22 protein-coding genes are annotated in these 25,170 nt (G+C 69.3%); 17 read left to right on the forward strand and 5 right to left on the reverse strand.

Annotation, left to right across the window (positions count from 1 at the left end):
• Positions 1 to 66 precede the first annotated feature (66 nt).
• Positions 67 to 2,034 (reverse strand): acetate--CoA ligase, encoded by a 1,968-nt coding sequence (acs, locus tag HQ306_RS20840; RefSeq protein ID WP_222633336.1) that lies wholly within the window; start codon positions 2,032 to 2,034, stop codon positions 67 to 69.
• Between the two features lie 429 nt (positions 2,035 to 2,463).
• Between acs and HQ306_RS20845 the strand changes: the two genes are divergently transcribed.
• The 5 genes from HQ306_RS20845 to HQ306_RS20865 all read left to right on the forward strand — a co-directional run bounded on the left by HQ306_RS20845 (position 2,464) and on the right by HQ306_RS20865 (position 8,490).
• Positions 2,464 to 4,080, forward strand: a complete 1,617-nt coding sequence (locus HQ306_RS20845; protein ID WP_027506698.1) for an ABC transporter substrate-binding protein — start codon at positions 2,464 to 2,466, stop codon at positions 4,078 to 4,080.
• 86 nt (positions 4,081 to 4,166) lie between these two features.
• On the forward strand, positions 4,167 to 5,090 hold the full coding sequence (locus tag HQ306_RS20850) for an ABC transporter permease (protein WP_027506699.1): 924 nt from the start codon (positions 4,167 to 4,169) through the stop codon (positions 5,088 to 5,090).
• A gap of 5 nt (positions 5,091 to 5,095) precedes the next feature.
• Positions 5,096 to 6,022, forward strand: a complete 927-nt coding sequence (locus HQ306_RS20855; RefSeq protein ID WP_051613564.1) for an ABC transporter permease — start codon at positions 5,096 to 5,098, stop codon at positions 6,020 to 6,022.
• 5 nt (positions 6,023 to 6,027) lie between these two features.
• Positions 6,028 to 7,716 (forward strand): ABC transporter ATP-binding protein, encoded by a 1,689-nt coding sequence (locus HQ306_RS20860; RefSeq protein WP_261770335.1) that lies wholly within the window; start codon positions 6,028 to 6,030, stop codon positions 7,714 to 7,716.
• Between the two features lie 21 nt (positions 7,717 to 7,737).
• On the forward strand, positions 7,738 to 8,490 hold the full coding sequence (locus HQ306_RS20865; RefSeq protein WP_056443385.1) for a hypothetical protein: 753 nt from the start codon (positions 7,738 to 7,740) through the stop codon (positions 8,488 to 8,490).
• 376 nt (positions 8,491 to 8,866) lie between these two features.
• On the opposite strand, the gene HQ306_RS20870 is transcribed toward HQ306_RS20865, so the two are convergent.
• A complete protein-coding gene (locus tag HQ306_RS20870) occupies positions 8,867 to 9,682 on the reverse strand; it encodes an HAD-IB family hydrolase (protein WP_222633337.1) in 816 nt (271 codons plus the stop codon).
• A gap of 338 nt (positions 9,683 to 10,020) precedes the next feature.
• Between HQ306_RS20870 and ssd the strand changes: the two genes are divergently transcribed.
• From ssd to HQ306_RS20905, 7 genes are read left to right on the forward strand one after another with little or no spacing between them, the layout of a single operon-like run.
• Complete coding sequence (ssd, locus tag HQ306_RS20875; RefSeq protein WP_222633338.1) at positions 10,021 to 11,079, forward strand: septum site-determining protein Ssd; 1,059 nt, start codon at positions 10,021 to 10,023, stop codon at positions 11,077 to 11,079.
• The gene (locus HQ306_RS20880) at positions 11,076 to 12,257 is read left to right on the forward strand and encodes a TadA family conjugal transfer-associated ATPase (protein WP_222633339.1); all 1,182 of its coding nucleotides are present in this window, start codon (positions 11,076 to 11,078) and stop codon (positions 12,255 to 12,257) included. The genes ssd and HQ306_RS20880 overlap by 4 nt, the downstream gene beginning before the upstream one ends.
• Complete coding sequence (locus tag HQ306_RS20885) at positions 12,257 to 13,030, forward strand: type II secretion system F family protein (RefSeq protein WP_261770361.1); 774 nt, start codon at positions 12,257 to 12,259, stop codon at positions 13,028 to 13,030. Before HQ306_RS20880 ends, HQ306_RS20885 begins: the two co-directional genes overlap by 1 nt.
• Entirely contained in the window at positions 13,027 to 13,596 is a 570-nt protein-coding gene (locus HQ306_RS20890) for a type II secretion system F family protein (protein ID WP_027506706.1), read from the forward strand. The genes HQ306_RS20885 and HQ306_RS20890 overlap by 4 nt, the downstream gene beginning before the upstream one ends.
• A 57-nt stretch (positions 13,597 to 13,653) precedes the next feature.
• Positions 13,654 to 13,854 (forward strand): DUF4244 domain-containing protein, encoded by a 201-nt coding sequence (locus HQ306_RS20895; protein ID WP_222633341.1) that lies wholly within the window; start codon positions 13,654 to 13,656, stop codon positions 13,852 to 13,854.
• Positions 13,855 to 13,889: 35 nt separating this feature from the next.
• Positions 13,890 to 14,195 (forward strand): TadE family type IV pilus minor pilin, encoded by a 306-nt coding sequence (locus HQ306_RS20900; protein WP_285187117.1) that lies wholly within the window; start codon positions 13,890 to 13,892, stop codon positions 14,193 to 14,195.
• Entirely contained in the window at positions 14,188 to 14,532 is a 345-nt protein-coding gene (locus HQ306_RS20905) for an Rv3654c family TadE-like protein (protein ID WP_222633342.1), read from the forward strand. The genes HQ306_RS20900 and HQ306_RS20905 overlap by 8 nt, the downstream gene beginning before the upstream one ends.
• 151 nt (positions 14,533 to 14,683) lie before the next feature.
• Here the strand turns inward: HQ306_RS20905 and HQ306_RS20910 are convergent, their stop codons facing one another.
• Positions 14,684 to 15,295, reverse strand: coding sequence for a DUF998 domain-containing protein (locus HQ306_RS20910; RefSeq protein WP_222633343.1), 612 nt, complete (start codon positions 15,293 to 15,295; stop codon positions 14,684 to 14,686).
• A 113-nt stretch (positions 15,296 to 15,408) separates the two neighbouring features.
• Between HQ306_RS20910 and HQ306_RS20915 the strand changes: the two genes are divergently transcribed.
• The gene (locus HQ306_RS20915) at positions 15,409 to 16,746 is read left to right on the forward strand and encodes a cytochrome P450 (protein WP_222633344.1); all 1,338 of its coding nucleotides are present in this window, start codon (positions 15,409 to 15,411) and stop codon (positions 16,744 to 16,746) included.
• On the opposite strand, the gene HQ306_RS20920 is transcribed toward HQ306_RS20915, so the two are convergent.
• Positions 16,743 to 19,037 carry a DEAD/DEAH box helicase gene (locus HQ306_RS20920; RefSeq protein ID WP_222633441.1) on the reverse strand — a complete coding sequence of 765 codons (2,295 nt, stop codon included), beginning with the start codon at positions 19,035 to 19,037 and terminating at the stop codon, positions 16,743 to 16,745. The two genes, HQ306_RS20915 and HQ306_RS20920, sit on opposite strands and share 4 nt — an antisense overlap.
• A 344-nt stretch (positions 19,038 to 19,381) precedes the next feature.
• Here HQ306_RS20920 and HQ306_RS20925 point away from each other — a divergent pair, with 344 nt between their 5' ends.
• From HQ306_RS20925 to HQ306_RS20940, 4 genes are all read left to right on the forward strand, one after another.
• Positions 19,382 to 19,585 (forward strand): cold-shock protein, encoded by a 204-nt coding sequence (locus HQ306_RS20925; protein ID WP_005248460.1) that lies wholly within the window; start codon positions 19,382 to 19,384, stop codon positions 19,583 to 19,585.
• Positions 19,586 to 19,713: 128 nt separating this feature from the next.
• Complete coding sequence (locus HQ306_RS20930) at positions 19,714 to 20,301, forward strand: hypothetical protein (protein ID WP_056443407.1); 588 nt, start codon at positions 19,714 to 19,716, stop codon at positions 20,299 to 20,301.
• Positions 20,302 to 20,468: 167 nt separating this feature from the next.
• Positions 20,469 to 23,417: a type I DNA topoisomerase gene (gene topA, locus HQ306_RS20935; RefSeq protein ID WP_222633345.1), complete on the forward strand. Its 2,949-nt coding sequence runs from the start codon at positions 20,469 to 20,471 to the stop codon at positions 23,415 to 23,417.
• A gap of 62 nt (positions 23,418 to 23,479) precedes the next feature.
• Positions 23,480 to 24,028: a DUF664 domain-containing protein gene (locus HQ306_RS20940; protein WP_056443410.1), complete on the forward strand. Its 549-nt coding sequence runs from the start codon at positions 23,480 to 23,482 to the stop codon at positions 24,026 to 24,028.
• Here the strand turns inward: HQ306_RS20940 and HQ306_RS20945 are convergent.
• Positions 24,025 to 25,152: a type IV toxin-antitoxin system AbiEi family antitoxin domain-containing protein gene (locus HQ306_RS20945; RefSeq protein ID WP_222633346.1), complete on the reverse strand. Its 1,128-nt coding sequence runs from the start codon at positions 25,150 to 25,152 to the stop codon at positions 24,025 to 24,027. The two genes, HQ306_RS20940 and HQ306_RS20945, sit on opposite strands and share 4 nt — an antisense overlap.
• Between the last annotated feature and the right edge of the window lie 18 nt (positions 25,153 to 25,170).

The following is a 25,170-nucleotide window of genomic DNA, read 5'->3' on the forward strand; positions in this document are numbered from 1 at the left end:
ACTGCCGACAGCAGAGAGGGGCTCGTGCACTCGGTGCACGAGCCCCTCTCTCTGCGTGACGCGTGGTTACTTCTGGCCGGCCTTGGCGATCGCGTCGAAGACGGCGGGATCGACAAGGGTCGAGGTGTCGCCCAGATCCCGGCCCTCGGCGACGTCGCGGAGCAGGCGGCGCATGATCTTTCCGCTGCGCGTCTTGGGGAGCTCCGGGACCACCGTGATCTGTCGCGGCTTGGCGATCGGCGAGATCTCCTTCGACACCTGAGCCTTCAGCTCGGTGATCAGCGCGTCGCCGGTGTTCTCGATGCCCTCGCGCAGGATGACGAAGGCGACGATGCCCTGGCCGGTGGTCTCGTCCGCCGCGCCCACGACGGCTGCCTCGGCGACACCGGGGTGGGTCACCAGAGCCGACTCCACCTCGGAGGTGGAGATGCGGTGACCGGAGACGTTCATGACGTCGTCGACGCGTCCGAGGACCCAGAGGTCGCCGTCGTCGTCGAAGCGCGCACCGTCACCGGCGAAGTACCAACCCTCGGTGGCGTAGCGGGACCAGTAGGTGTCCTTGTAGCGCTCCATGTCGCCCCAGATGCCACGCAGCATCGACGGCCACGGCTCGTCGAGTACGAGGTACCCGTTGCCGCCGGGCCCGAGCATCTTCGCGTCGTCGTCCACGATGGCGGCCGAGATGCCGGGGAGCGGTGTCTGGGCCGATCCTGGCTTGGTGGCGGTGACGCCGGGCAGTGGCGAGACCATGATCGCGCCGGTCTCGGTCTGCCACCAGGTGTCGACGATCGGGGCGCTGCCGGCGCCGATGACGTCGCGGAACCAGCGCCACGCCTCGGGGTTGATGGGTTCGCCGACGCTGCCGAGCAGGCGGATCGAGGAGAGGTCGTGTGCGTCGGGGATCTGTCGTCCCCACTTCATGAACGTGCGCACGAGCGTGGGCGCCGTGTAGTAGATGGTGACGCCGTACTTCTCGACGATGTTCCAGTGCCGGTGCTCGTCGGGAGAGTTGGGCGTGCCCTCGTAGACCACCTGCGTGGCGCCGTTGGCCAGCGGGCCGTAGACGATGTAGCTGTGCCCGGTGACCCAGCCGATGTCGGCCGTGCACCAGTAGACGTCCTTGCCCTGCTTGTGGTCGAAGACGTAGTGGTGCGTGTAGGCGGTCTGCGTCAGGTAGCCGCCGGAGGTGTGGATGATGCCCTTCGGCTTACCCGTGGTTCCCGAGGTGTAGAGGATGAAGAGTGGGTGCTCGGAGTCGAACGCCTGCGCCTCGTGCTCGGGGGAGGCGGACCCGACGGTGTCGTGCCACCAGAGGTCGCGGCCCTCGGTCCACTGCACGTCGATGTCGGTGCGCTTGACCACCAGGACGTGCTCGATCGACGCGGCGCCGTCCACGGCCTCGTCGACCGAGTCCTTGAGCGGCGCGGCCTTGCCGCGGCGCCACTGGCCGTCGGTGGTGACGACGAGCTTGGCCTCGGCGTCGTCGATGCGCGAGCGCAGTGCGGAGGACGAGAAGCCTGCGAAGACGACGCTGTGGGTCAGTCCGAGGCGGGCGCACGCGAGCATCGAGACGATGGCCTCGGGGACCATGGGCATGTAGATGGCGACGCGGTCACCCGAGACGAGCCCGAGATCGGTGAAGGCGTTCGCGGCGCGGCTGACCTCGGCGAGGAGGTCGGAGTAGGTGATCTCGCGGCTGTCCCCGGGCTCGCCCTCCCAGTGGATCGCCACCTGGTCGCCGCGGCCCTCGACCACGTGCCGGTCGACGCAGTTGTAGGCGACGTTCAGTTCACCGCCGACGAACCACTTCGCGACGGGGGCGTCCGACCAGTCGAGCACCTGCTCGAACGGCGTGTGCCAGTGCAACCGGTTCGCCTGCTCGGCCCAGAACGCGAGGCGATCGTCCTTCGCCGCCTGGTAGAGCTCGGATCCGGCGTTGGCCTGCGCGACGAAGTCGTCACTCGGGGGATAGGACACCGGGTGCTCCGATTCCGTGTCCCTGGTCGCGCCGTCGTCGGTCACGGTCTCGGTCATCGTGGTACCTGGCCCCTCTCGGAAGAACTGGTGTCTCGGTTCGGTGTGTCGCGACTGTGAGGGTAGTCACGTGTGACCGGCGCCGCACCGTTGCAGAGGGCTGCGACCCGGGACGTGCGGCGAGAGGTGCGTTCTGCGCGACGGGCGGTGTGCAGCAGCGATGGATGGTGATGAGACACGAAAATCGTCTCTCATCAGGCTGTCTGACCGGTGAGGTCCAGTCCTGTCAGGTTACGTCCGTATTTCGGGGCGGACCCGGGTCGTTCCGATTTCGGGGGAGTGCACGACAGACCTTTGTGAGTGTGTCTAAAGTCAAGCAAATATCCGGGTCACGCCGGTCATCGCCCGTGGCCCACCCGACACCCGCGGACCACCCGCGGACGGTGCGTGCAGTCGACCCTGTTCGTGCCGGATTCGATGGAGGACATGTTGAGAGTCAAGAAGACGATCGCGGTGGTCTCGGTGGCCATCGCCGCCGTGGGCATGCTCGCGGCGTGTGGTGGCGGGGGTGGGTCCTCGAGCGCCGAGGGCACCTACAGCCTGTACATCGGCCAGCCCGAGAACCCGCTCGTTCCCGGTAACACCACCGAGAGTGAGGGCAACCAGGTCCTCAAGGCCCTGTTCACGCCGTTGGTGAACTACAACGACGAGAGCAGCGAGGTCGAGTACACCGGCGTCGCCGAGTCGGTCGAGTCCGACGACCAGCAGAACTGGACGATCAAGCTCAAGCCGGACTGGACGTTCCACGACGGCACGCCCGTCGACGCGAAGTCCTACGTCGATGCGTGGAACTACACCGCGCTGAGCACCAACGCCTTCGGTGCCTCGTACTTCTTCGAGAACGTCCAGGGCTACGACGATCTGCAGGCCGCCGAGGGCGCTGAGCCCACCGCGACCACGATGACCGGCCTCGAGGCCGTGGACGACACCACGATTCGCGTGGCTCTGAAGGAGCCCTTCGCGATCTACCCGGTGACCCTGGGCTACAGCGCGTTCTCGCCGCTGCCCGAGGCGTTCTTCACCGATCCCGACGCCTTCGGACGTCGCCCGATCGGTAACGGCCCGTTCAAGGCCGACGAGGACTTCGTCGAGGGCCAGGGCATCACCCTGACCAAGTACGACGACTACAAGGGTGAGAACCCGGCACAGTCGCAGGGCGTGCAGTTCAAGGTCTACACGGAGCTGAGCACCGGCTACACCGACGTTCAGGCCGGCGGCCTCGACGTCATGCTGGATCTGCCGCCGGACGCCTGGGCGACCGCACGTGACCAGTTCGGTGACCGGTACGGCGAGCGCGCTCGCCCCGACATCACCTCGCTCGCGTTCCCGACCTACGACCCGCGTTTCTCGGATCCCCGTGTGCGTGAGGCGTTCTCGATGGCGATCGACCGTCAGGCCATCACCGAGGCCATCTTCACCAACACCCGCACGCCGGCCACCTCCTTCGGTTCGCCCGTCGTCGACGGCTACCGGGACGATGCCTGCGGCACCAAGTGCGAGCTGAACGCCGCTCAGGCCAACACGCTGCTCGACCAGGCCGGCTTCGACCGGTCGCAGCCGGTGGAGCTGTGGTTCAACGCCGGTGCGGCACACGACACCTGGATGACCGCCGTGGGCAACCAGCTGCGCACCAACCTCGGAGTCGACTACGTGCTCCGCGGCGATCTGCAGTTCGCGCAGTACCTCCCGCTGCAGGACGCGCAGGGCATGACCGGTCCGTTCCGTTCGGGCTGGATCATGGACTACCCGTCGCTGTACAACTTCCTGTCGCCGGTCTACAGCTCGGCAGCACTGCCGCCGGCGGGCTCGAATGTCAGCTTCTACTCCAACCCGGAGTTCGACGCCGCCCTCTCGCAGGGCAACAACGCGGAGTCGATCGACGCCGCGACGACCGAGTACCAGCGGGCCGAGGACATCCTGTTCCGCGACCTGCCGGCCACTCCGCTCTTCTACGGTCTGAACCAGGCCGTGTGGAGCGAGCGGGTCGACAACGTCAAGATCGACCTGTTCGGTGACATCGAGGTCGCGGACGTCACGGTCAGCTGACCTCTCTCTCGACTCGGTGGGGCGCCGTGCAGACGCAGGGCGCCCCACCGACGCGTGAACCGTGAGACCCCGAAGAGGAGAACCCAGTGGGTCGCTTCATCACGCGCCGATTGCTGTTGACCATCCCGGTCCTGATCGGCGCCTCGTTCCTGATCTTCGCGATGGTGTACGCCCTTCCCGGTGATCCCATCCGCGCGCTCGCGGGCGATCGCCCGCTCGCCCCGGCCGTCGTCGCGCAGTTGCGTGCGCAGTACAACCTCGACGACCCGTTCCTGGTGCAGTACGTCAAGTACGTCGGCGGGCTCCTGCAGGGTGACTTCGGTACCGACTTCGCCGGGCGCCCGGTGCTCGACACCATCTCCCAGCGTCTTCCGGTGACGGTGCGGCTGACCATCGTGGCCATCGTCTTCGAGGCCGTCATCGGCATCGCGGCCGGTGTGCTCTCCGGTCTGCGCCGCAACTCCTTCTTCGACAACCTCGTGCTGGTGTCGACGACGCTGCTGGTGTCGGTTCCCGTGTTCGTCTTCGGCTTCGTCGCCCAGTACCTCTTCGGCTACAAGTTCGACCTGTTCCCCATCGCGGGTATCAACGACGGGTGGTACAGCTACCTGCTGCCCGGCCTGGTCCTGGCGTCGCTGTCCATGGCGTACGTCGCGCGTCTCACGCGGTCCGCGGTGTCGGAGGCCATGGCGGCGGACTACATCCGCACCGCCCGCGCCAAGGGCGTGGGGTACCGGCGCATCGTCCTGCGTCACGCACTGCGCAACAGCATGATTCCCGTCGTGACGTTCATCGGCGCGGACATCGGTGCGTTGCTGGGCGGCGCCATCGTCACCGAGTCGGTGTTCAACCTGCCGGGCCTCGGACGCGCGATCTTCGACGCCGTGCAGCGTCAGGAAGGCGCGGTGGTCGTCGGCATCGTCACGCTGATGGTCTTCTTCTACATCTTCTTCAACCTCGTCGTGGACGTGCTCTACGCGCTCCTCGATCCCCGAATTCGATACGAGTAGGCGCTATGACCAACGATGCACAGCATGTCGCCGCCGAGGGCGAGCCGGGCAACGTCGTGACCGGTGAGGCACAGGAGCTGGTCGGCCAGGCGAGCCTGTGGGGTAACGCGTGGAAGAAGCTGCGGCGCAGCGTTTTCTTCTGGTTCGGTGCCGTCATCACCGCGGTGCTAGTCCTGATGGCCGTGGTGCCCCAGCTGTTCGCTCGCGGGATCGATCCGCGCGCCTGCGACCTGTCGGACACCCGGCTCTCGCCGAGCTCCGAGCACTGGTTCGGAACGGACCTGCAGGGATGTGACTACTACGCCAACGTCATCTACGGCGCCCGCATCTCGCTGACCATCGGACTGCTCGCCGTCATCGGCGTGCTGATCATCGGCGTCCTGATCGGCGCGCTCGCCGGGTACTTCGGTGGCGTGCTCGACAGCCTGCTCGCCCGCTTCACCGACATCTTCTTCGGCATCCCGCTCCTGCTCGGCGCGCTGGTCCTGCTCACCGTCACCAGTGAGCGGACCGTCACCACGGTGGCGCTGGCCCTCATCGCCTTCGGGTGGATGACGGCCATGCGACTGGTCCGCTCGTCGGTCATCTCGATCAAGCAGAGCGAGTACGTGCAGGCCGCACAGGCACTGGGCGCGAGTACGTTCCGCATCCTGGTCCGCCACATCCTGCCCAACGCCCTCGCACCCGTGCTCGTGTACGCGACCATCGCCGTCGGCACGTTCATCGCGGCCGAGGCCACGCTGTCCTACCTGGGTATCGGGCTGCAGTTGCCGGCGATCTCGTGGGGCCTGCAGATCAACCTCGGCCAGAACTACATCTCCACCTCGCCGCACCTGGTGCTCTTCCCCGCCGGGTTCCTGTCGGTGACCGTGCTGGCCTTCATCCTCATGGGCGATGCGCTGCGAGATGCGCTCGACCCGAAACGGAGCTGACGGACATGAGTGACGACAAGACCGGCCCGATTCTCGGAGTCTCGGATCTGACGATCGACTTCGAAGTCGACAAGACTTGGCGCACCGCCGTGCGCGACGTCTCGTTCGACCTCGCTCGCGGCGAGATCCTCGCCATCGTCGGCGAATCGGGCTCGGGTAAGTCCACCACCGCCATGGCGGTGCCCGGCCTGCTGGCCGACAACGCCCGCGTGAGCGGCAGCATCACGCTCAACGGTCGCGAACTGATCGGCCTGAAGGAACGTGAGCTGAACTCGGTGCGCGGCAAGGACATCGCCGTGATCTTCCAGGAGCCGATGACGGCTCTGAACCCCGTCTACACCATCGGGTGGCAGATCACCGAGGCCATCCGCGCGCACAGCGAGCTCAGCAAGGCGCAGGCCAAGGACCGTGTCATCGAGCTGCTGCGGCTCGTCGAGATGCCGGAGCCGGAGAAGCGCGTCAAGTACTACCCCCACCAGTTGTCCGGTGGCCAGCGCCAGCGCGCGATGATCGCCCAGGCGTTGGCATCCGAGCCGTCCGTGCTCATCGCGGACGAGCCGACCACGGCACTCGACGTGACCGTGCAGGCCGAGATCCTGCAGCTCATGCGCGACCTCCGCGGTCGGGTCGACGCGGCGATCCTGCTCATCACCCACGACATGGGCGTGGTCGCCGACATGGCCGACCGCATCCTCGTCATGCGCGGTGGCGACATCGTCGAGCAGGGCACCTCCGGCGACATCTTCCATCGTCCCGATCACGCCTACACCCGCGAACTCCTGGCCTCCGTGCCCCACCTCGGTTCCCGGACCGGGCAGGCGGGCACCGACGACACCCCCGACGTGCGGTACGCGCTCGAACTCGTCGACGCCGTCATCGAGTACCCGGGTTCGCGTCGCTCCGGTGGCTTCCGCGCGGTCGACGGTGTCAGCCTCACCATCGAGCCGGGCGAGGTGGTCGGTCTGGTCGGTGAGTCCGGATCGGGCAAGTCGACCATCGGCAAGGCAGCCGTCGGCCTGCTCAAGCTGCATTCGGGGTCGTTGTCCATCGCCGGAACGGACATCACGTCGATGTCGACCCGCGACCTGCGTCCGGTGCGCAGCAAGGTCGGCATCGTGTTCCAGGATCCGGGTTCGTCGCTGAACCCGCGGTGGCCCATCGGCCAGTCGATCGGCGAGCCGATGTTGCTGCACACCGAGATGGACCGTGGTCAGCGCAACACCAAGATCGAGGAGTTGCTCGATCAGGTGCACCTGTCGCGGGACATGCGCAACCGCTACCCGCATCAGCTGTCGGGTGGTCAGCGCCAGCGTGTCGGCATCGCCCGCGCCCTGGCTCTCGAACCCACCCTCCTCGTCGCCGACGAGCCGACGTCCGCGCTCGACGTGTCCGTACAGGCCAAGGTGCTCGAGCTCTTCCAGGAGCTGCAGCGGGAGTACGGCTTCGCATGCCTGTTCATCAGCCACGACCTCGCCGTGGTCGAGGTGCTGGCTCGCCGCATCGCCGTCATGAGTGCGGGCAAGCTGGTGGAGTTCGATCGGACCGACACCATCCTGCGCTCGCCGGCCGACCCGTACACGAAGCGGCTGCTCGCCGCGGTGCCCGTTCCCGACCCGGAGCAGCAGGCCGTCCGGCGCCGCGAGCGTGCCGAGTTGATGGCTGCCGAGCGGAACGCCGGATCCACCGCGACGTAGGACCACCGATAGCCTGACCGGATGACCAGCTCAGCCACAGATCCCCTCGGCCCGATCCTGGAGCTCGAGGGGGTGCGCGACGCCGCCGAGCGGGCGCGGAACGCGCTGGGCGAGGTGCACCGGCACAAGGCCAACCGGCGCGGATGGAAGGCGACGGCAGCCGAGGCGGCGGTCCGGGCCGCGCGGGCCTCCGCCGCGATGGAGGGGTCCTCCACGGCGATGCCCGAGGACGGTGAGGCCGCCCCGCCCCTGCTCGCCGGCGCGCTCCGGGTGGCCCAGGCTCTCGACGGCGACTCCCTGCCGATCATGGTGGGCGTCTGGCAACGGGCGCCGCTGCAGGCGCTGGCGAGGCTGCACCTCCTGGCCGCCGCGGACCTGGCGACGACACAGGACGATCTCGGACGACCCCGTGCGGACGCAGCCGACCGCCTCGCGTTCCTGGCGGATCTCGTGACCGGCGCCACGAAGGCGCCCGCCCCGGTGCTGGCCGCCGTGGTGCACGGAGAACTGTTGGCGCTGAAGCCGTTCGGCACGGCCGACGGCATCGTGGCCCGGGCGGCCTCGCGGCTGGTGGCCGTGTCCACGGGCTTCGACCCCCACAATCTCGGTGTCCCGGAGATCAGTTGGGCGAAGCGGCTCGCCGCGTACCGCACCGGCGCCGACGGTTTCGCCCGCGGCACCGAGCAGGGCGTGGGGAGCTGGGTGCTGTTGTGCTGCGGCACCTTCGAGGCCGGAGCAGCCGAGGCGACCACCATCGCGGACAACTCCGTCTGACGCATGAAACGGGCGACGTTGCCGAGTTCTCACCTCGACGACGTCGCCCGTCAGCACGAACGTCGGTTACCAGGCGTGCAGAGTGGGTTGCGGCGGAGCGGACTCCGCGAGGCCTCGGCGGGAAATCGTGCGCCCGGGACTCGTGTCCGCAACCAGTGCGAAGTTCTCATCCCTGATGCGCGACTTTCGCAGGCCCACAACGCTTGTGCCATCATAGCGGCGCGCTACGCGTGGGTACTGATCGGTCGTGCTGGGGAAAGCCCGGCTGGGAGAGCGATCCTTCTCTTCCGGCCCGCTCTTGGCCTTCCGTCTTCCCGTAAGACCATTTGTACTCTGTGACTCGCGCCACAGCAAGGGTTTCGCGAACCCGATCGATTCAGCGTCGCCGACGCAGCAGCGTGTACGTCGCGGCGCCCGCGGCCAGGGCGCCGAACGAGACGGCGGCCATGCCGGCCACCGTGCCCGACGACGGGGCCTGGAACCGGGCGCGCAGCGAGACCGGGTCGGAGAACGTGAGGATCGGCCATCCCCTGGCCGACGCCTCGCGGCGCAGGCCTCGATCCGGGTTCACCGCGGTGGGATGTCCGACCGCGTCGAGCATCGGCAGATCGGTGATCGAGTCCGAGTAGGCGTAGGACCGAGACAGGTCGTATCCCTCGCGCTCGGCCAACTCCTCCATGGCGGTGACCTTGCCGGGCCCGTAGCAGTAGAACGAGAGCTCGCCCGTGTACTTGCCGTCCTCGACGGCCATCCGGGTACCCATGTCGTGGTCCACGCCCAGAGCGTCCGCGATGGGCGCCACGACCTCCTCGCCGGAGGCCGAGACGATGACGACGTCGTGGCCGCGCAGCTTGTGGTCGGCGATGAGGTCGGCAGCCTCGGCGAAGACCAGCGGATCGACGATGTCGTGCAACGTCTCGGCGACGATGGCTCGGACCTGCTCGACGTCCCAGCCGGTACACATGTTGGCGATGTGGATGCGCATCCGTTCCATCTGGTCGTGATCCGCGCCCGACACCAGGAACAGGAACTGCGCGTAGCTGCTCTTGAGCACGCTCCGGCGGTTGATGAGACCCCCGTCGAAGAAGGGCTTGCTGAAGGCCAGCGTCGAGGACTTGGCGATGATCGTCTTGTCCAGATCGAAGAACGCGGCGACGCGGCCGGGGGCGTCCGGGCGGAGGGGTGTGCTCACCCCGTCAGCCTAAGGGTGCCCGGAGGTGGATCGCGGGTCACGGTGTCTCCACCTGCTTCGACGGCGCGACGGACCGACGGTCGTCCGTGTCGGTGCGGGTGGTCGGCGGTGTAAGATTTCGACTACCCGGTCTCGAACCGGGCGTGTTCAGCCCGACCCCCCGGGGCTGAACTCCGACGACCCCCGCCTCCTCCCCCCCTGGCGGGGGTCGTCCCCTACTTCCGGTGCGCTAGCACCTTCTCCGCGCTGGCGCAGGCGCCGTCCCCGGGTACCGAGTTGTCCACAGGTTCGGCTCGTCGCCCTGGCGGACCGACCGCGGACGCCGCACGATCGACGGCGTGACCGACCTCGATTCAGCACTCCTGGTGATCGTGCCCGACGCCGCACTCTCCGATCGCGTCCGGCGTATCGCCGCCGCCGCGGGTCGGGAGTCGTCGCACCTCGGCGCGCTGCCGGACCGCGCGCTGTGGCAGTCCTCGGACATCGTCGTGCTGGGAACGGCAGCTGCCGAACGAGCAGTGCGGGAACACCTTCCGAGGCATCCCGGTGTCGTCGTGGTGACCGACGGACCGGCGGACGTCGAGGCCTGGCAGAGCGCGTCGCGGCTCGGCACCTCCCGTGTGCTCGCGCTGCCGGCGCAGGAGGCCGATCTCATGGGGGTGCTGTCCGCGGCCGCACGCGTCCCCGTCGGTGGCGGTGTGGTCGTGACGGTGGTGGGCGGTTGCGGCGGCGCCGGTGCGTCCGTGTTCGCCGCGGCATCGGCCGTCGTCGCGTCCCGGTCCGGGCGCACCGTGTTGATGGACGGAGACGCGGCGGGCGGCGGGATGGACCTCGTCACGGGACTCGACGGCACACCGGGCCTGCGCTGGCCGGAACTGGTGATCGACGGCGGAACCGTCACGGCCGACGCACTGCATCACGCGCTGCCCGGGCGCGGCGATCTGGCGGTGCTCTCGACCCGGCGCGAGCAGACGAACACCATCACGGCAGCGGCCTGGCGCGCCGTCGTCGACGCCGGAGTCACGGCGGGCGAGGTCGTCGTGTGCGACGTACCGCGCGCAGGCCCCATTCACGAGATGTCCGTGCAGGCGGCAGATCTGGTGGTCGTGCTGGTCCCGGCGACGGTGCGGTCGGCCGCGGCGGCGCAGTGTCTCGCCCGGTCGATCACCTCGACATCGGCCAACGTGGGAGTGGTGGTCCGCGGTCCCGCGCCGTCCGGACTGACGGCCGCGGAGGTGGCCGACGTGGTGGGTCTTCCCCTGCTCGCCTCCGTGCGCCCCGAGCGTCGACTCGCCGCGATGCTCGACGGGCGTGGACTGGTCCTCGGCCGCCGATCTCCCCTGGCGCGAGCTGCCGGCGACGTCCTGGCACTGCTCACCTCGGCGCCCACGACATGACGGGATGGGTGTCGACGGATCTGCTCGATCGCGTCCGGGTGCGCCTCGTCGACGCCGACCGGGATCCGACGCCCGCCCTCATCGCGGAGGCGCTCCGGGCCGAGGCGGGCGGCGTGCTCGGTGACGCGGATCTGCTGCGCGCACTGCATCTCCTGGACACCGAGTTCCGCGGTGCCGGCGTGCTCGACGCCGTCCTGCGCGAGCCCGGCGTGACCGACGTGTTGGTCACCGGACCCGACGACGTGTGGGTGGACCGGGGCCAGGGTCTGCGGCGAGCCGGCGTCGGGTTCGGGGACGAGGCCGCCGTGCGCCGCCTCGCCCAGCGGCTGGCGCTGTCGGCCGGGCGGCGGCTCGACGATGCGCAGCCGTGGGTGGACGGTCGTCTGCCCGGAATCGATCCCGGGTCGTTCGGAGTGCGACTGCACGCCGTTCTCGCGCCGGTGGCGCAGGGCGGGACGTGCCTGTCGCTCCGCGTCCTGCGCCCCGCGACACAGGGGCTTTCGGCCCTCGCCGCGACCGGCGCGTTCGCCGAGGGCGCCGAAGATCTGTTGCGCCGCATCGTGTCCAGACGCCTGGCCTTCCTCGTGGTCGGTGGCACCGGGACGGGGAAGACCACCCTGCTGGCGGCACTGCTCGGTGAGGTGGACGCGGCCGAGCGCATCATCTGTGTCGAGGACGCCGCCGAACTGGCGCCCTCGCACCCCCACGTGGTGCGGCTCGTCGCCCGGCCCGCGAACGTGGAGGGAGTGGGCCAGGTGGGGGTGCGCGATCTGGTGCGTCAGGCCCTGCGCATGCGTCCCGATCGCATCGTGGTGGGCGAGGTCCGCGGTGCCGAGGTCGTGGACCTGCTCACCGCGCTCAACACCGGACACGACGGCGGTGCGGGCACCGTGCACGCCAACTCGCCCGACGAGGTACCCGCACGACTCGAAGCGCTGGCGGCCCTCGGTGGCATGGACCGGGCGGCGTTGCACAGCCAGTTCGCCGCCGCGGTGCAGGTGGTGCTGCACACCGCCCGCACGCCGAGCGGGCAGCGTGTGCTGTCGTCCATCGGCGTGCTCGAACGGGACGACCGCGGGCTGTGCACCGTGGTCGACGCCTGGTCGCGAACGCGGGCACGAGGTCCAGGACTCGACGCTCTCACCGCGATCCTGCGCCGACGGGAGGGGTCCGCGTGATGCTCGCGGCGGTCTGTCTCGCGGCGGCTCTGCTGGTGCTGCCCTGCACGGACGCGCGCCGGCGCCTCGGACCGGTGCGCCGACGCTCGCTCGTGTCCGTGCGAGTGCCGGCGCGTGCCTGGATACCCGTGGCGGCAGGTGCGGCAGCGCTGGGCCTCGGTGCCGCGGCGGGCGCTGCGGTGGCCGTCGTGCTGGGAACCGTCGCCCTGCGGCGCGGCCGAGGCGCCGTGCGGGCGGACCGGCGGCGCGCGGGGGACACCCTGGCGGCAGCGCTCGAGACGATGGTGGCCGAACTCCGCGTGGGAGCCCACCCGGCCACGGCCTGCCGCACCGCTGCACGCGAGCACCCCGGGCCGGTCGGCACCGTCTTCGCCGCGGCCGCGGCTCGTGCGGAACTGGGCGGCACGATGTCGGATGCCGTGCGTGTCGGCGGACACGGGCCGGCGTGGGACCGGGTGGGTGCCGTGTGGCGCGTGGCCGAGGTGCACGGGCTGGGTCTCGCGGCACTGCTCGACGCGGTGCGCTCCGATCTGCGCGATCGCGGACGCTCGGCCCGGCGCATCGAGGCGTCCATGGCCGGCCCGCGCGCCACGGCGATGGTCCTCGCCGCGCTGCCCGCCGTCGGCGTCCTGCTCGGCCAGGCCATGGGCGCAGCGCCCCTCGCGGTTCTCACCGGAGGCGGCGCCGGCGGCATCATGCTGGTCGTCGGAGTGGCCCTCGCCTGCGCCGGGCTGCTCTGGACCGACGCCATCGTCGCGAAGGTGGCACCGTGACGATCACTCTCGTGCTCCTCGCCGCCGCGGTGCTCGCGCTCCCGCCCGCCGTCGGTGTGCGCGCCCGGCTCCGGGTGCCGGGCGCGAACGGTTCCGCATCGGTGGGGGTGGCGCCGACGGACCACCACGCCACCGCGGGCGCGTTGGACCTGCTGTCCGCCTGTCTCCGTGGGGGACTCGACATCGGCAGCGCATCCTCGGCGGTGTCCTCCGTCGCGCCCGAACCCATGGCGTCGGCACTGCGCCGCGCCGCCCAGTTGCTCACTCTCGGAGCGGATCCCGATGCGGCCTGGTCGGCGCTGGCGGCGCATCCCGACACCGAGTCGGTGGCACGCGTCATCCTCCGCTCGGCGCGGTCGGGAACCTCGATGGCCGACGCGACCGCCGAGGCGGCAGCCGATCTGCGCGTGCGGGCCGACGATGCTGCCGCTGCCGCGGGCGAACGCGCCGGAGTGATGGTGAGCGGACCGCTGGGGCTGTGCTTCCTGCCCGCGTTCGTCTGCCTCGGCATCGTGCCCGTGGTGATCGGGCTTGCCGGGTCCGTCCTGAACGGCGGGGTGATGTGACCCCCGCCCGAGAACGCCGAGGGGGAACGTCCTCCTCGGAACACGAAGGGGGAGAACATGAGCAAGTTCCTGACCGAGGTGGGCGCGCGCATCCTGACGGTGGCGCGGGAGGACGACGGGATGTCGACGGCCGAGTACGCCATCGGCACCATCGCGGCGGCGGCGTTCGGTGCCGTGCTCTACACGGTGGTGACGGGCGACAGCATCGTGACCGCGTTGACGTCCATCATCGACAAGGCTCTGCAGACGCAGGTCTGACGGGGGACTCGGGTCTCACGGGCGACAGCGGGGCGGTGACGGTCGAGGCGGCGCTGGCGATCTCGTCGATCGTTGCCGTCCTGGTGTTGTGCCTCGGTGCGCTGGTCACCGTCACCGAGCACATCCGGTGCATCGACGCGGCGCGGGAGGGTGCCCGGCTCTCGGCGCTCGGAGACGAGAGCGCGGTGACGTCGGCGACGGCGGTGGCCCCGCCCGGTGCGCGGGTGACGGTGTCGCGCGTCGGCGATCTGGTGACGGTGCGGGTGGAGGCGTCGTCGCCGCTGCCCGGGTTGACGGTGTCGGCGAGTGCGGTGGCGACGGCGGAGCCGACGGGTGGATGACCGCGGTTCAGCGACTGTGCTGGGAGCGTTCGTCACGGCGGCGCTGGTGGTGGTGACCGCGGCGGTGGTCTCGGTGGGTGCCGCCGTCTCGGCCCGTCATCAGGCGCAGTCGGCGGCGGACCTCGCTGCGCTGGCGGGTGCCGCCGCACTGACGTCGGGGTCCGAGGCGGGGTGCGCGGCGGCGACGGCGTCGGCTGCCCGGATGGATGCGGTGCTGGACGGATGCGCGGTGGAGGAGTGGGACGTGCAGGTCCGGGTGCGGGTGCGGATCGCGCTGCTGCGCTTCGGGGAGAGGGATGCGGTGGCCTCTGCGCGGGCGGGGCCGGTGAAGGAGTGAACCAGCACCTCGGTATGTCGGTCAGCGCGACTCGGCGAGCCTGCGTACTTCCGGTGCGACGGGGCGGCCGGTCTTCGCGCTGGCGGCCACGGCGGCTCGTGCAGCAGCCCGCCTCACAGAGACACGCAACTGGTGCATCGGTGATCGTGGACTATCGACCCCGGATTCCGGGGCCTGGATTCCACGATCGCGCCAGCAGGAGCACGCCCATGCCGATGGTCCACACGTTCAGGGTGTCGAGGGCGAGCCGCTCGGTGACACCCGAGCCCAGTCCCCATTTCCCGGGGCTGAGGAAGGCGATGCCGCCCACCACGGCGATCGCACTGCAGGCGTAGGTGAATCGCGAGGCGACTCGACCGACGGATCGTGCGACACACAGCATTCCGGCGAGCTGCAGGCCGAAGTGCACCTGCGCCGCGACGGTGTGGGGGACCGGTGCGACGTCCATCGGGAGGAACCCGACGGCGCACGTCGCGAGACCGGAGAGCGCCACGAGGATCCACCCCGTCCGTGCGATGCCCACCGAGGGACGTACCAGGAGCGCCGCGCCCGCTGCGGTGGCGCCGCCCACGGCCACGAACGTCGCGTTCATGACGACGTGATCGGGCGAGCAGTAGTCGGTGCACGTCGCCGCACCGAGGGCGCTGATGACGTCGTCACGCCAGCTGTACGGGGTGGTCCAGGAACGCGAGACGATCACCTGCATCGGCCAGTAGAGGACTGTGGCGATCCACAAGGAGGCGACGCTCCGACGCAGGGTCATGACACGACGGTAGACACCGGCGTCGTGACCGGCGCATCATGAGGTGAGTCACACGTGTGACGTGCGGTAACGCGCAACCGGGTTATCGCAGGCCGAGCATCGGGGGAATCGGAATGTCGAGAGTGGCGGACGTCAAGGACGAGGCACGATCGCGGCTGCGGTGGTTCGCGGTGCACGGAGTGGTGCGCTTCTTCGCCAAACGCGGCATCAAGATCGGTGACCCGCAGGCCAAGCTCATCGCCGATCCGGTGACTCGCGCGAACCCCGGTGTCATCTACCAGGAGATTCGCGACCGGGGAAAGATCGTCAAGGGCCGCGTCGCCTACCTCACCGTCGACCACGGGCTGATCTTCGACCTCCTGCGCTCGGACGACTACCGCACCGTCGTCGTGGGCGGCAATCTGCCGAAGCCGCTGCGGGCGATCGAACGTCGCACCCGAACCGCCGCTCTGCACCCGCTGGCGCCGCCGTCGCTGCTGTCGGTCGAGCCGCCCTCGCACACCCGCTACCGCAAGCTGGTGTCGTCGGTGTTCACCGCGCGCGCCGTCAACGCGATGCGCGACAACGTGCAGCAGGTGGCCGACACGCTTCTCGACGAACTCGTGGCCGCGGGCGGCGGCACGGTCGACATCGTGTCGTCGTACTGCGCCAAGCTTCCGGTCGCCGTCATCGGCGACATCCTCGGCGTGCCGGAGGCGGACCGCGACAAGGTGCTCGAGTTCGGCGAACTCGCGGCGCCCAGTCTCGACGTCGGTCTGACGTGGTCGCAGTTCCGCGAGGTCGAGCAGGGCCTCGAGGGCTTCGACCGGTGGCTCGCCACCCACATCGCGGGACTGCGCGACAACCCGGGCGACGATCTGATGAGTCAGCTCATCGCGGCGTCCGAGGACGGGGTGTACCTGAACGATCGGGAACTCCGCGCCACCGCGGGTCTGGTGTTGGCGGCAGGGTTCGAGACGACGGTCAACCTGCTCGGCAGCGGCATCAATCTGCTGATGAACAACCCCGACCAGCTCGCGCGACTGCAGGACGATCCGTCGCTGTGGGGAACGGCCGTCGACGAGATGCTGCGGCTCGAGTCGCCGGTGCAGATGACGGCCCGCGTCGCGAAGGGTTCCGTCACCCTCGAAGGCATGGACCTCGAGGCCGGCGATCTGGTGGTGTGCGTCCTCGCGGCCGGTAATCGGGACCCGCAGGTCTTCGACGACGCCGACACCTTCGACGTCGGTCGGTCCAACGCCAACAAGCACCTGTCGTTCTCGGGTGGGCGCCACTACTGCCTCGGCGCCGCACTCGCGCGCGCGGAGAGCGAGGTGGGACTGCGCACGCTGTTCGACCGCTTCCCGCATCTGTCGTCCGCCGGCACCGGCGTCAAGCGGGACACCCGTGTGCTGCACGGGTTCCGCACGCTACCGGTGGCGCTCGGCGAACCGGCCACCGTGTCTGCCTAACCCTCCAGACAGGCGAGGACGGCGTCGAGCACGCGCACGGCGCCGTCCTTGTCCAACGGATCGTTTCCGTTGCCGCACTTGGGTGACTGCACGCAGGACGGGCACCCCGAGACACACTCGCACGACGCGATGGCCTCGCGGGTCGCGGAGAGCCAGGTGCCGATGACGGCGTGGCCGCGGTCGGCGAATCCGGCGCCACCGTCGTACCCGTCGTAGACGAAGACCGTCGGCAGGCCGGTGTCGGCGTGCAGTGCCGTCGACACGCCGCCGATGTCCCATCGGTCGCATGTCGCGACGAGGGGCAGCAGACCGATGGCCGCGTGCTCCGCCGCGTGGAGCGACCCGGGGACACGTTCGGCCGTCACGCCGGCGGACTCGAGCAACTCCGGCGTGATCGTGTACATGACTGCGCGCGTGTGGAGTTCCTGCATCGGCATGTCGAGTTCCACGGAGTCGAGAATCTCTCCGGACGGCAGTCTGCGGAGGTATCCGACCACCTGGTGGCTCACCTGGACCTGCACCAGCGCGACGTCGACCTCCCCGTACGACTGCTGTTCGTGCACGTCCTCGATCACGATGTCGGTGATCTCGCGCGCCGAGGTGGTCCACTCGGGCTCCTCGGGGTGCACCACCGCGAGGCCGTCCTCGAAGTCGAGCGTGTCCACGACGAACGACTCGCCCTGATGGATGTGGACAGCGCCGGGGTGGGTCGTCGAGGGCGCGCGGCCGGCGTCGACGGTGCCGAGCATGCGTCCGGTGGAGCCGTCGACGATCGCGATCTGCGACCCGATACCGCCCCGGATGTCCACCGCCGCATGGGGGGTCGCGTCTGCGGTGATGTACCACCCGTGCGGCCGACGGCGGAGCAGACCTCGGTCCGCGAGGGACTGCGCGACGTCCTGAGCGCCGAGCTCGATCACCTCGTCGTCGGTCAGCGGGACTTCCATGGCCGCGCAGAGCAGCTGTGGCCCCAGCACGTAGGGGTTGGTGGGATCGGTGACCGTCGCCTCGATGGGCTTGTCCAGCAACGCGGCCGGATGGTGCACGAGGTACGTGTCGAGCGGGTCGTCCCGGCCCACCAGGATCACCAGCGATCCCTGGCCGCGGCGACCGGAGCGGCCGGCCTGCTGCCAGAACGACGCGACCGTCCCCGGGAAGCCGGCGACGACGACGGCGTCGAGCCCCGCGATGTCGACGCCGAGCTCGAGTGCGTTGGTGGTGGCCACGCCGAGCAGGGTGCCGTCGGACAGCGACCGCTCTAGTTCGCGGCGGTCGTCGGCGAGGTATCCGGCCCGGTATGCCGCGATGCGCTGCGGCAGATCGGGATCGACGTCCGCGAGCAGCCGCGCGGTACCCAGTGCCGTCAGCTCCGCGCCGCGTCGGGAACGGACGAACGTCAGTGTTCGGGCGCCCTCGACGACGAGGTCGGCCATGATGCGTGCGGCCTCGGAACCGGCGGCGCGCCGGATCGGCGCCCCGTTCTCACCCGTGACGTCCAGAAGCGGTGGCTCCCACAGGGCGACGGTCCGGGGACCGTGGGGAGATCCGTCCTCGGTGATCTCCTCGCACGGTGCACCGACCAGGCGACTGGCCGCAGCCCCGGGATTCGACGCGGTGGCGCTGGCGAGAACGACGACGGGCGCGGCGCCGTAGCGCGCGGCGATGCGCCGGAGTCGTCGCAGGATCAGGGCGACGTTGGAGCCGAACACCCCTCGATACGAATGACATTCGTCAACGACGACGTACGCCAGGTTGCGGAAGAAGTGCGCCCACCGCTGATGGCCCTTGAGCAGCGAGATGTGCAGCATGTCGGGGTTGGTGAAGATCCACCGTGAATTCGCCCGGGCCCACTGGCGCACCTCGAGGGGTGTGTCGCCGTCGTACGCACTCGGTGCGATGTCCGGGAAGCCCCGCGCGGCGAGCGAGTCCGTCATGTCCACTGCAGCCCGAAGCTGGTCTGCCCCCAGCGCCTTGGTGGGCGCGAGGTAGAGCGCGGTGGCACGCGCGTCGGTCGACAGACGGGACAGCACGGGCATCCGGTACGCCAGCGACTTGCCCGACGCCGTGCCCGTCGAGACCACCACGTTGCGGCCCGACCACGCGAGCGACGCGGCCTCTGCCTGGTGGGTCCACGGCTGCGGGATCCCGCAGTCCTGGAAGACCTCGACGACCGCGGGCTCGAGCCACTGCGGCCATGCGGCGTACCGGGACTCACGTCCCGGCAGCTCCGCCGCATGTGTCAGCGGAGACTCTCCCGGCGGCGTTCCCGCCAGCGCTCGTCCGAGCAGCATTCCGCCGAACGAGGAGGCCGGTGCGTCGGTCGTCGTGCTCACTGTCTCTCACTCCCTCGGTGCTCGTGTCGATCGTAGAAGAACGGGCGGACAGAGCCCGCGAGGATATTTACGAAGTTGTTGTCTCGTCGACTGTCGCGCCGCCGTCCGACGTGGTTCACTGTTCTCGGTCGCAGCTTCTGTGTTCGTTTTCACGCTCGCAGGATCTAATGTTGCGAGCGCGGTGCGTGAAGCTCTGCCCACGGGGTGACTCTTGGGGGGGATCATCACAGCGGTCGGAACCGGCCCGATGGACTGTAAGTGCCGTTCATCGCATCCGGTGTTCAAGAAAAGGATAGACAAGCATGGCACAGGGAACTGTGAAGTGGTTCAACGCCGAAAAGGGCTTCGGCTTCATCGCACCCGAGGACGGCTCCGCTGACGTCTTCGTCCACTACTCCGAGATCCAGGGCAGCGGCTTCCGCACCCTCGAGGAGAACCAGCGCGTGGAGTTCGAGGTCGGACAGGGCACCAAGGGCCCCCAGGCCACGGGCGTCCGCGCCGTCTGATCTCGATCGGACAGTCTCTACCGACACGTCCCCCGTCGCCTTCCGAGGTGGCGGGGGACGTCTCGTTTCCGTGACACTGCGTCGCGGACACCACGCCGGCGGGGCGTTCGTGGCTTAGTGTCGCGATCGTGAGCCAGTTGTCCTTCTTCTCCGCCGAGTCGACGCCGCCCGACGCGGCCGACCTCGCCGGGCTGCTGGCTGCGCAGGGTCAGCCCGTGATCGTGTCCGGGCGCACGCGCATCTCCGTCGTCGTCGATGCCACCTGGCGTGCCCACGCGGTGGCCGACCTGATCGAGTCGTGTGGCTTCGACGCCGAGATCACGACGACCGACGAGGGACGGCCACTGGTCCGGACCGAGCCGGTGCCCGAGCTGGCGTCGCTCGCCGCGGAGTGGGTCCGGGGAGCGGTGAAGGCGGTGCCCGGGGGTTGGGTGCCCGGACCGCGCGCCCTGCGGGCCTGGGTGGTCGCGGCGGGACGGCAGGAGGCAGGCGGCGCCCGGTTCGTCCTCGGACTCGATCCGCATGCCCCCGACACGCATCCGGTGCTCGCCCAGTCGTTGATGCGCGCCGGTGTGGCGCCGACTCTGGTGGGAACCCACGGAGGGTCGCCGGCACTCCGGATCACCGGTCGACGTCGGGTGACCAGGCTCATCGAGAACATCGGCGAGCCGCCACCGGGCGCTCTCGCCGCGGGCGGGTGGCCCGTCCTCGTGTAGAGGAAGAGGGGGACTCGGACGGAGGTCACCGATGGTCGATGGGCCGCGGTGTCACATACGAGTTGCACGTGTGTGTCACTCTGTAGTGTGTCGGCTTCGAACGGTTCGGGGTATCGACGCAGGTGAACGGGTTCCCTCTCGCGGGGACCAGGAAGGTTCGGCAGCAGGTGGCAGCAGGAGACAGCACGGGGAACTCGTCGTCCGGCGCGTCCGGGCTTCGGCGTCTCGTGATCGTCGAGTCACCCACCAAGGCCAAGAAGATCGCGCCCTATCTGGGCAAGAACTACGTGGTCGAGGCCTCGGTCGGGCACATCCGAGATCTCCCGCGTGGTGCTGCAGACGTTCCGGCCAAGTACAAGGGCGAGTCCTGGGCTCGTCTCGGTGTCGACGTGGACCACGACTTCGAGGCTCTCTACGTCGTCAGCCCGGAGAAGAAGGGCAAGGTCGCCGAGCTCAAGAGCCTGCTCAAGGACGCCGACGAGCTCTACCTCGCCACCGACCCCGACCGCGAGGGCGAGGCCATCGCGTGGCATCTCCTCGAGACGCTCAAGCCGAAGATTCCGGTTCGACGGATGGTCTTCCACGAGATCACCGAGCCGGCCATCCTCGCCGCCGCCGCCGACACCCGCGAACTGGACACCGACCTCGTCGACGCCCAGGAGACGCGCCGCATCCTCGACCGCCTGTACGGCTACGAGGTCTCGCCGGTGCTGTGGAAGAAGGTCATGCCGAAGCTGTCGGCGGGCCGCGTCCAGTCGGTGGCCACACGTGTCATCGTGCAGCGCGAACGTGAGCGCATGGCGTTCCGATCGGCCGAGTACTGGGACATCTCGGCGCAGCTCGACGCCGGCGCCGAGGCGACGCCGCGGGCGTTCGGTGCGCGCCTGGTCAACGTCGACGGCTCTCGTGTCGCGTCGGGACGCGACTTCGGTGCCGACGGCAAACTCAAGTCCGAGGGCGTCACCGTTCTCGATGAGGCGCGCGCACGCCGGTTGTCCGAGGCTCTGGACGGTGTCGATCTGACCGTCGCGTCGGTCGAGTCCAAGCCGTACACGCGTCGTCCGTACCCGCCGTTCATGACCTCGACCCTGCAGCAGGAGGCCGGGCGCAAGCTCCGCATGTCCTCCGAGCGCACCATGCGTATCGCGCAGCGGTTGTACGAGAACGGCTACATCACCTATATGCGTACCGACTCGACGAACCTGTCGGCGTCGGCGATCGATGCCGCACGTCGTCAGGCCACCGAGCTGTACGGCCCGGAGTACGTGCACGACACCCCGCGGCAGTACACCCGCAAGGTCAAGAACGCCCAGGAGGCGCACGAGGCCATCCGCCCCGCGGGTGATTCCTTCGCGACTCCCGGTCAGTTGCACAGCTCGCTCGACACCGACGAGTTCCGGCTGTACGAGCTGATCTGGCAGCGCACCGTCGCCTCCCAGATGGCGGATGCGCGCGGAACCACTCTGTCGCTGCGTATCTCGGGCACCGCGGGTACCGGTGAGGAGTGCACCTTCGCCGCGTCTGGACGCACCATCACGTTCGCCGGCTTCCTCAAGGCTTACGTCGAGAGTGTCGACGACCAGGCCGGGGGACAGTCCGACGACGCCGAGTCCCGGTTGCCGGTTCTCGAGCAGGGGCAGGCGGTCACGGCCACCGGTCTCGATCCCGACGGTCACACCACCAACCCACCGGCCCGCTTCACCGAGGCGTCGCTCATCAAGACGCTCGAGGAACTCGGCATCGGTCGCCCGTCGACGTACTCGTCGATCATCAAGACCATCCTCGACCGCGGGTACGTCTACAAGCGCGGCAGCGCCCTGGTGCCCTCGTGGGTGGCGTTCTCCGTGATCGCGTTGTTGGAGGCGCACTTCGGCCGGTTGGTCGACTTCGACTTCACCGCAGGCATGGAGGACGACCTCGACGCCATCGCCGGTGGCCGCGAACGACGTGGAGACTGGTTGTCCGCCTTCTACTTCGGCGGTGAGAACGGCACGGAGGGGTCGGTCGCACGGTCCGGCGGACTGAAGAAGATGGTCGGCCAGAACCTCGAGGACATCGACGCCCGCGTCATCAACTCGATCCACCTGTTCGACGACTCCGAAGGTCGCGACGTGCACGTCCGCGTCGGTCGCTACGGCCCGTACCTCGAACGGATGGTGCAGAACCCGGACGATCCCGACGGGGATCCGATCTCGCAGCGCGCCAACCTGCCCGACGACCTTCCGCCGGACGAGCTGACGCTCGAGTTCGCCGAGAAGCTGTTCGCGACTCCGCAGGAGGGTCGCAAGCTCGGTGTCGACCCGCTGTCGGGTCACGAGATCGTCGCCAAGGAAGGACGATTCGGGCCGTACGTCACCGAGGTCATCCCCGAGGAGCCCGAGCCCACCCCGGACATCGTTCCGGTGGAACAGCATTCGTCCGACGGGGGCGGCGGCACCGCCGTGGCCACCAAGGCGGCGAAGAAGGCTCCCGCCAAGAAGGCCGCGAAGAAAGCGACCGCACCGAAGCCGCGAACGGGTTCGTTGCTCAAGTCGATGGATCTCGCGACGGTCACGTTGGACGACGCGCTGAAGCTGCTGTCGTTGCCGCGCGTGGTGGGCGTCGACCCCGAGAGCAAGGAAGAGATCACGGCGCAGAACGGGCGCTACGGTCCCTACCTCAAGAAGGGCACCGATTCCCGCTCGCTGGCCACCGAGGACCAGATCTTCACCGTCTCCCTCGAGGAGGCTCTGAAGATCTACTCCGAGCCCAAGCGTCGCGGGCGTCAGGGTGCCGCCACGCCGCCGCTGCGCGAACTCGGTGTGGACACTGTCAGTGGTCAGCCGATGGTGATCAAGGACGGCCGCTTCGGTCCGTACGTCACCGACGGTGAGGCCAACGCCAGCCTGCGCAAGGGCGACGAGGTGGGCACCATCACCGACGAGCGGGCCATGGAACTCCTCGCGGATCGTCGCGCTCGCGGGCCCGTGAAGAAGAAGGCCACCAAGAAGGCGCCGGCGAAGAAAGCTCCCGCCAAGAAGGCGGCAGCGAAGAAGACGCCGGCCAAGAAGGCTCCCGCGAAGAAGGCGGCCGCCACGAAGACCGCTGCGAAGAAGACGCCGCCCGCCGAGTCCTGAGGACCGCACCTGTCCGCGATTGCCCTTAGCGTTCTCCTCACACACGAGGAGAGGGGCACATCATGGCGGGGACGTACACATCCGTGGGGCCGTCGGTCGACGTCACGGGTGAGAAGCTCGATCTGGTCACCATCCTGGCCGATCAGCGCGGGATGCTCGCGATCACGGCGCGGGGGATCACCGATGAGCAGGCGCGTCGGCGCACGACCGTCAGTGAGTTCACGCTCGCCTCGCTGATCGCGCACGTCGCGTCGGTGATCCGCGGGAACGTGACCATGCTCGAGGAGCGCGACGAGAACTCGACCGTCGACTTCTCGGGATCGGGCGAGCCCGAGGTGCCCGAGTCGATCGAACAGGTGCTGGCCGAACTCGACTCCGCCGGCCGCGCGCTGGAGCAGTGCATCGCCGCGCTCGGCAACCTCGACGACCTGATCCCGCAACCCACCGCACCGTGGGCGCCGGAGCGCATCTGGTGGACGGCGCGGCGCGTACTGCTGCACCTGTTGCGCGAGATCGCCCACCACAGCGGGCACGCCGACATCCTCCGCGAGGCTCTGGACGGGCAGTCGACGATGGGGGTGGTGGCGGGTGACATGGGGTTGGAGTTCTAGGCGCGATTGCCGTCCTGGACGCGCACCTCCCCGCAGTTCGCGACCGTCCCGTGCCTGCGCGTACTGCCGAGGGGTGCGCGTCCTTCTGCTGCTGTGAGCGCTGCGCGGAGACGATCGGCGAGAGCCGACGTCGCCAGGTCGTTCCACGTCCACCGTTCGATCCGCCACTCCAGTGAGCGCAACCGGTCCTCGCGCAGTTTCTCGGCGATCACCACATCCGCTGCATCCCCGTACTCGCGGTACTTCGCGAGCCCGTCGAACTCGCCGATCACTCCGTCGAACAGGAAGTCCGGCCGTCCCACGAAGCGTCCGCTCTCGTCGAGGACGTCGCATTGGAGCGCAGGAGCGGGGAGGCCGTGCCGGTGCAGGTAGACCCGGCTCCGAGACTCACCCACGCTCTCGGCGCCACCGTCCATGAAGGCGATGGCCCGCCGCGCCCTGTCGATCCCGCGACGACCGTGCGCTCGGGCCAGCGTCGCAGCCAGATCGTCCGCCGATGTTCGGCGCAGAGCAGCATCGCCGGAGCAGACCGAGGACTCGAACGGCCGACTACAGGCGAGGTCGACGACTGTTCTGGCGAGCGAGGTGACACGCACCCCGTCGACCGTCGTCACGTCGTCCGGGTGCAGTGGCGATGCGTGCACGACGCGCGACGTGCCGGCCCGACCACCGCCGGATCGATTCGCCGTCAGGTGTGCTCGACGATCGATGTCGGGCCACAGGTCGATGCCGTGGACCAGCGCTGCCGAGCTGTGGCTCACCACCAGATCGCTGTCGGAGGAGAGGACGGCGGCGCGTAGCTCGAGCAGTCGGCGGGTGCGGTCGTCGGACAGGTCGGTCGTCGCCGGATCGACGTAGACGCCGCGGCGCACGGGAACGATCGAACCGGACCGGACAGCAGCGCGTACCTCACCGTCGGACACGCCGCGTCGTCGGAGATCGGCTCGGGGGATCAGACACATGCATCGAAGGGTGCGCGATGCGGGCGTCGAGTCGTCGGCCGTGATCCACAGGCTGGGGATGGAGAATGAACGCGCACCTCTCGGCAGTTCGCGACGGTCCAGGGCCTGCGCGAACTGCTGCGAGATGCGCGGCCGAGCCCACCCCTGGAGCGGTACTCTCACTCTCGAACCACTGACCTA

The organism is Rhodococcus sp. BP-160 (assembly GCF_019836205.1).
In the GTDB taxonomy this organism is placed as follows: Bacteria; Actinomycetota; Actinomycetes; order Mycobacteriales; family Mycobacteriaceae; genus Rhodococcoides.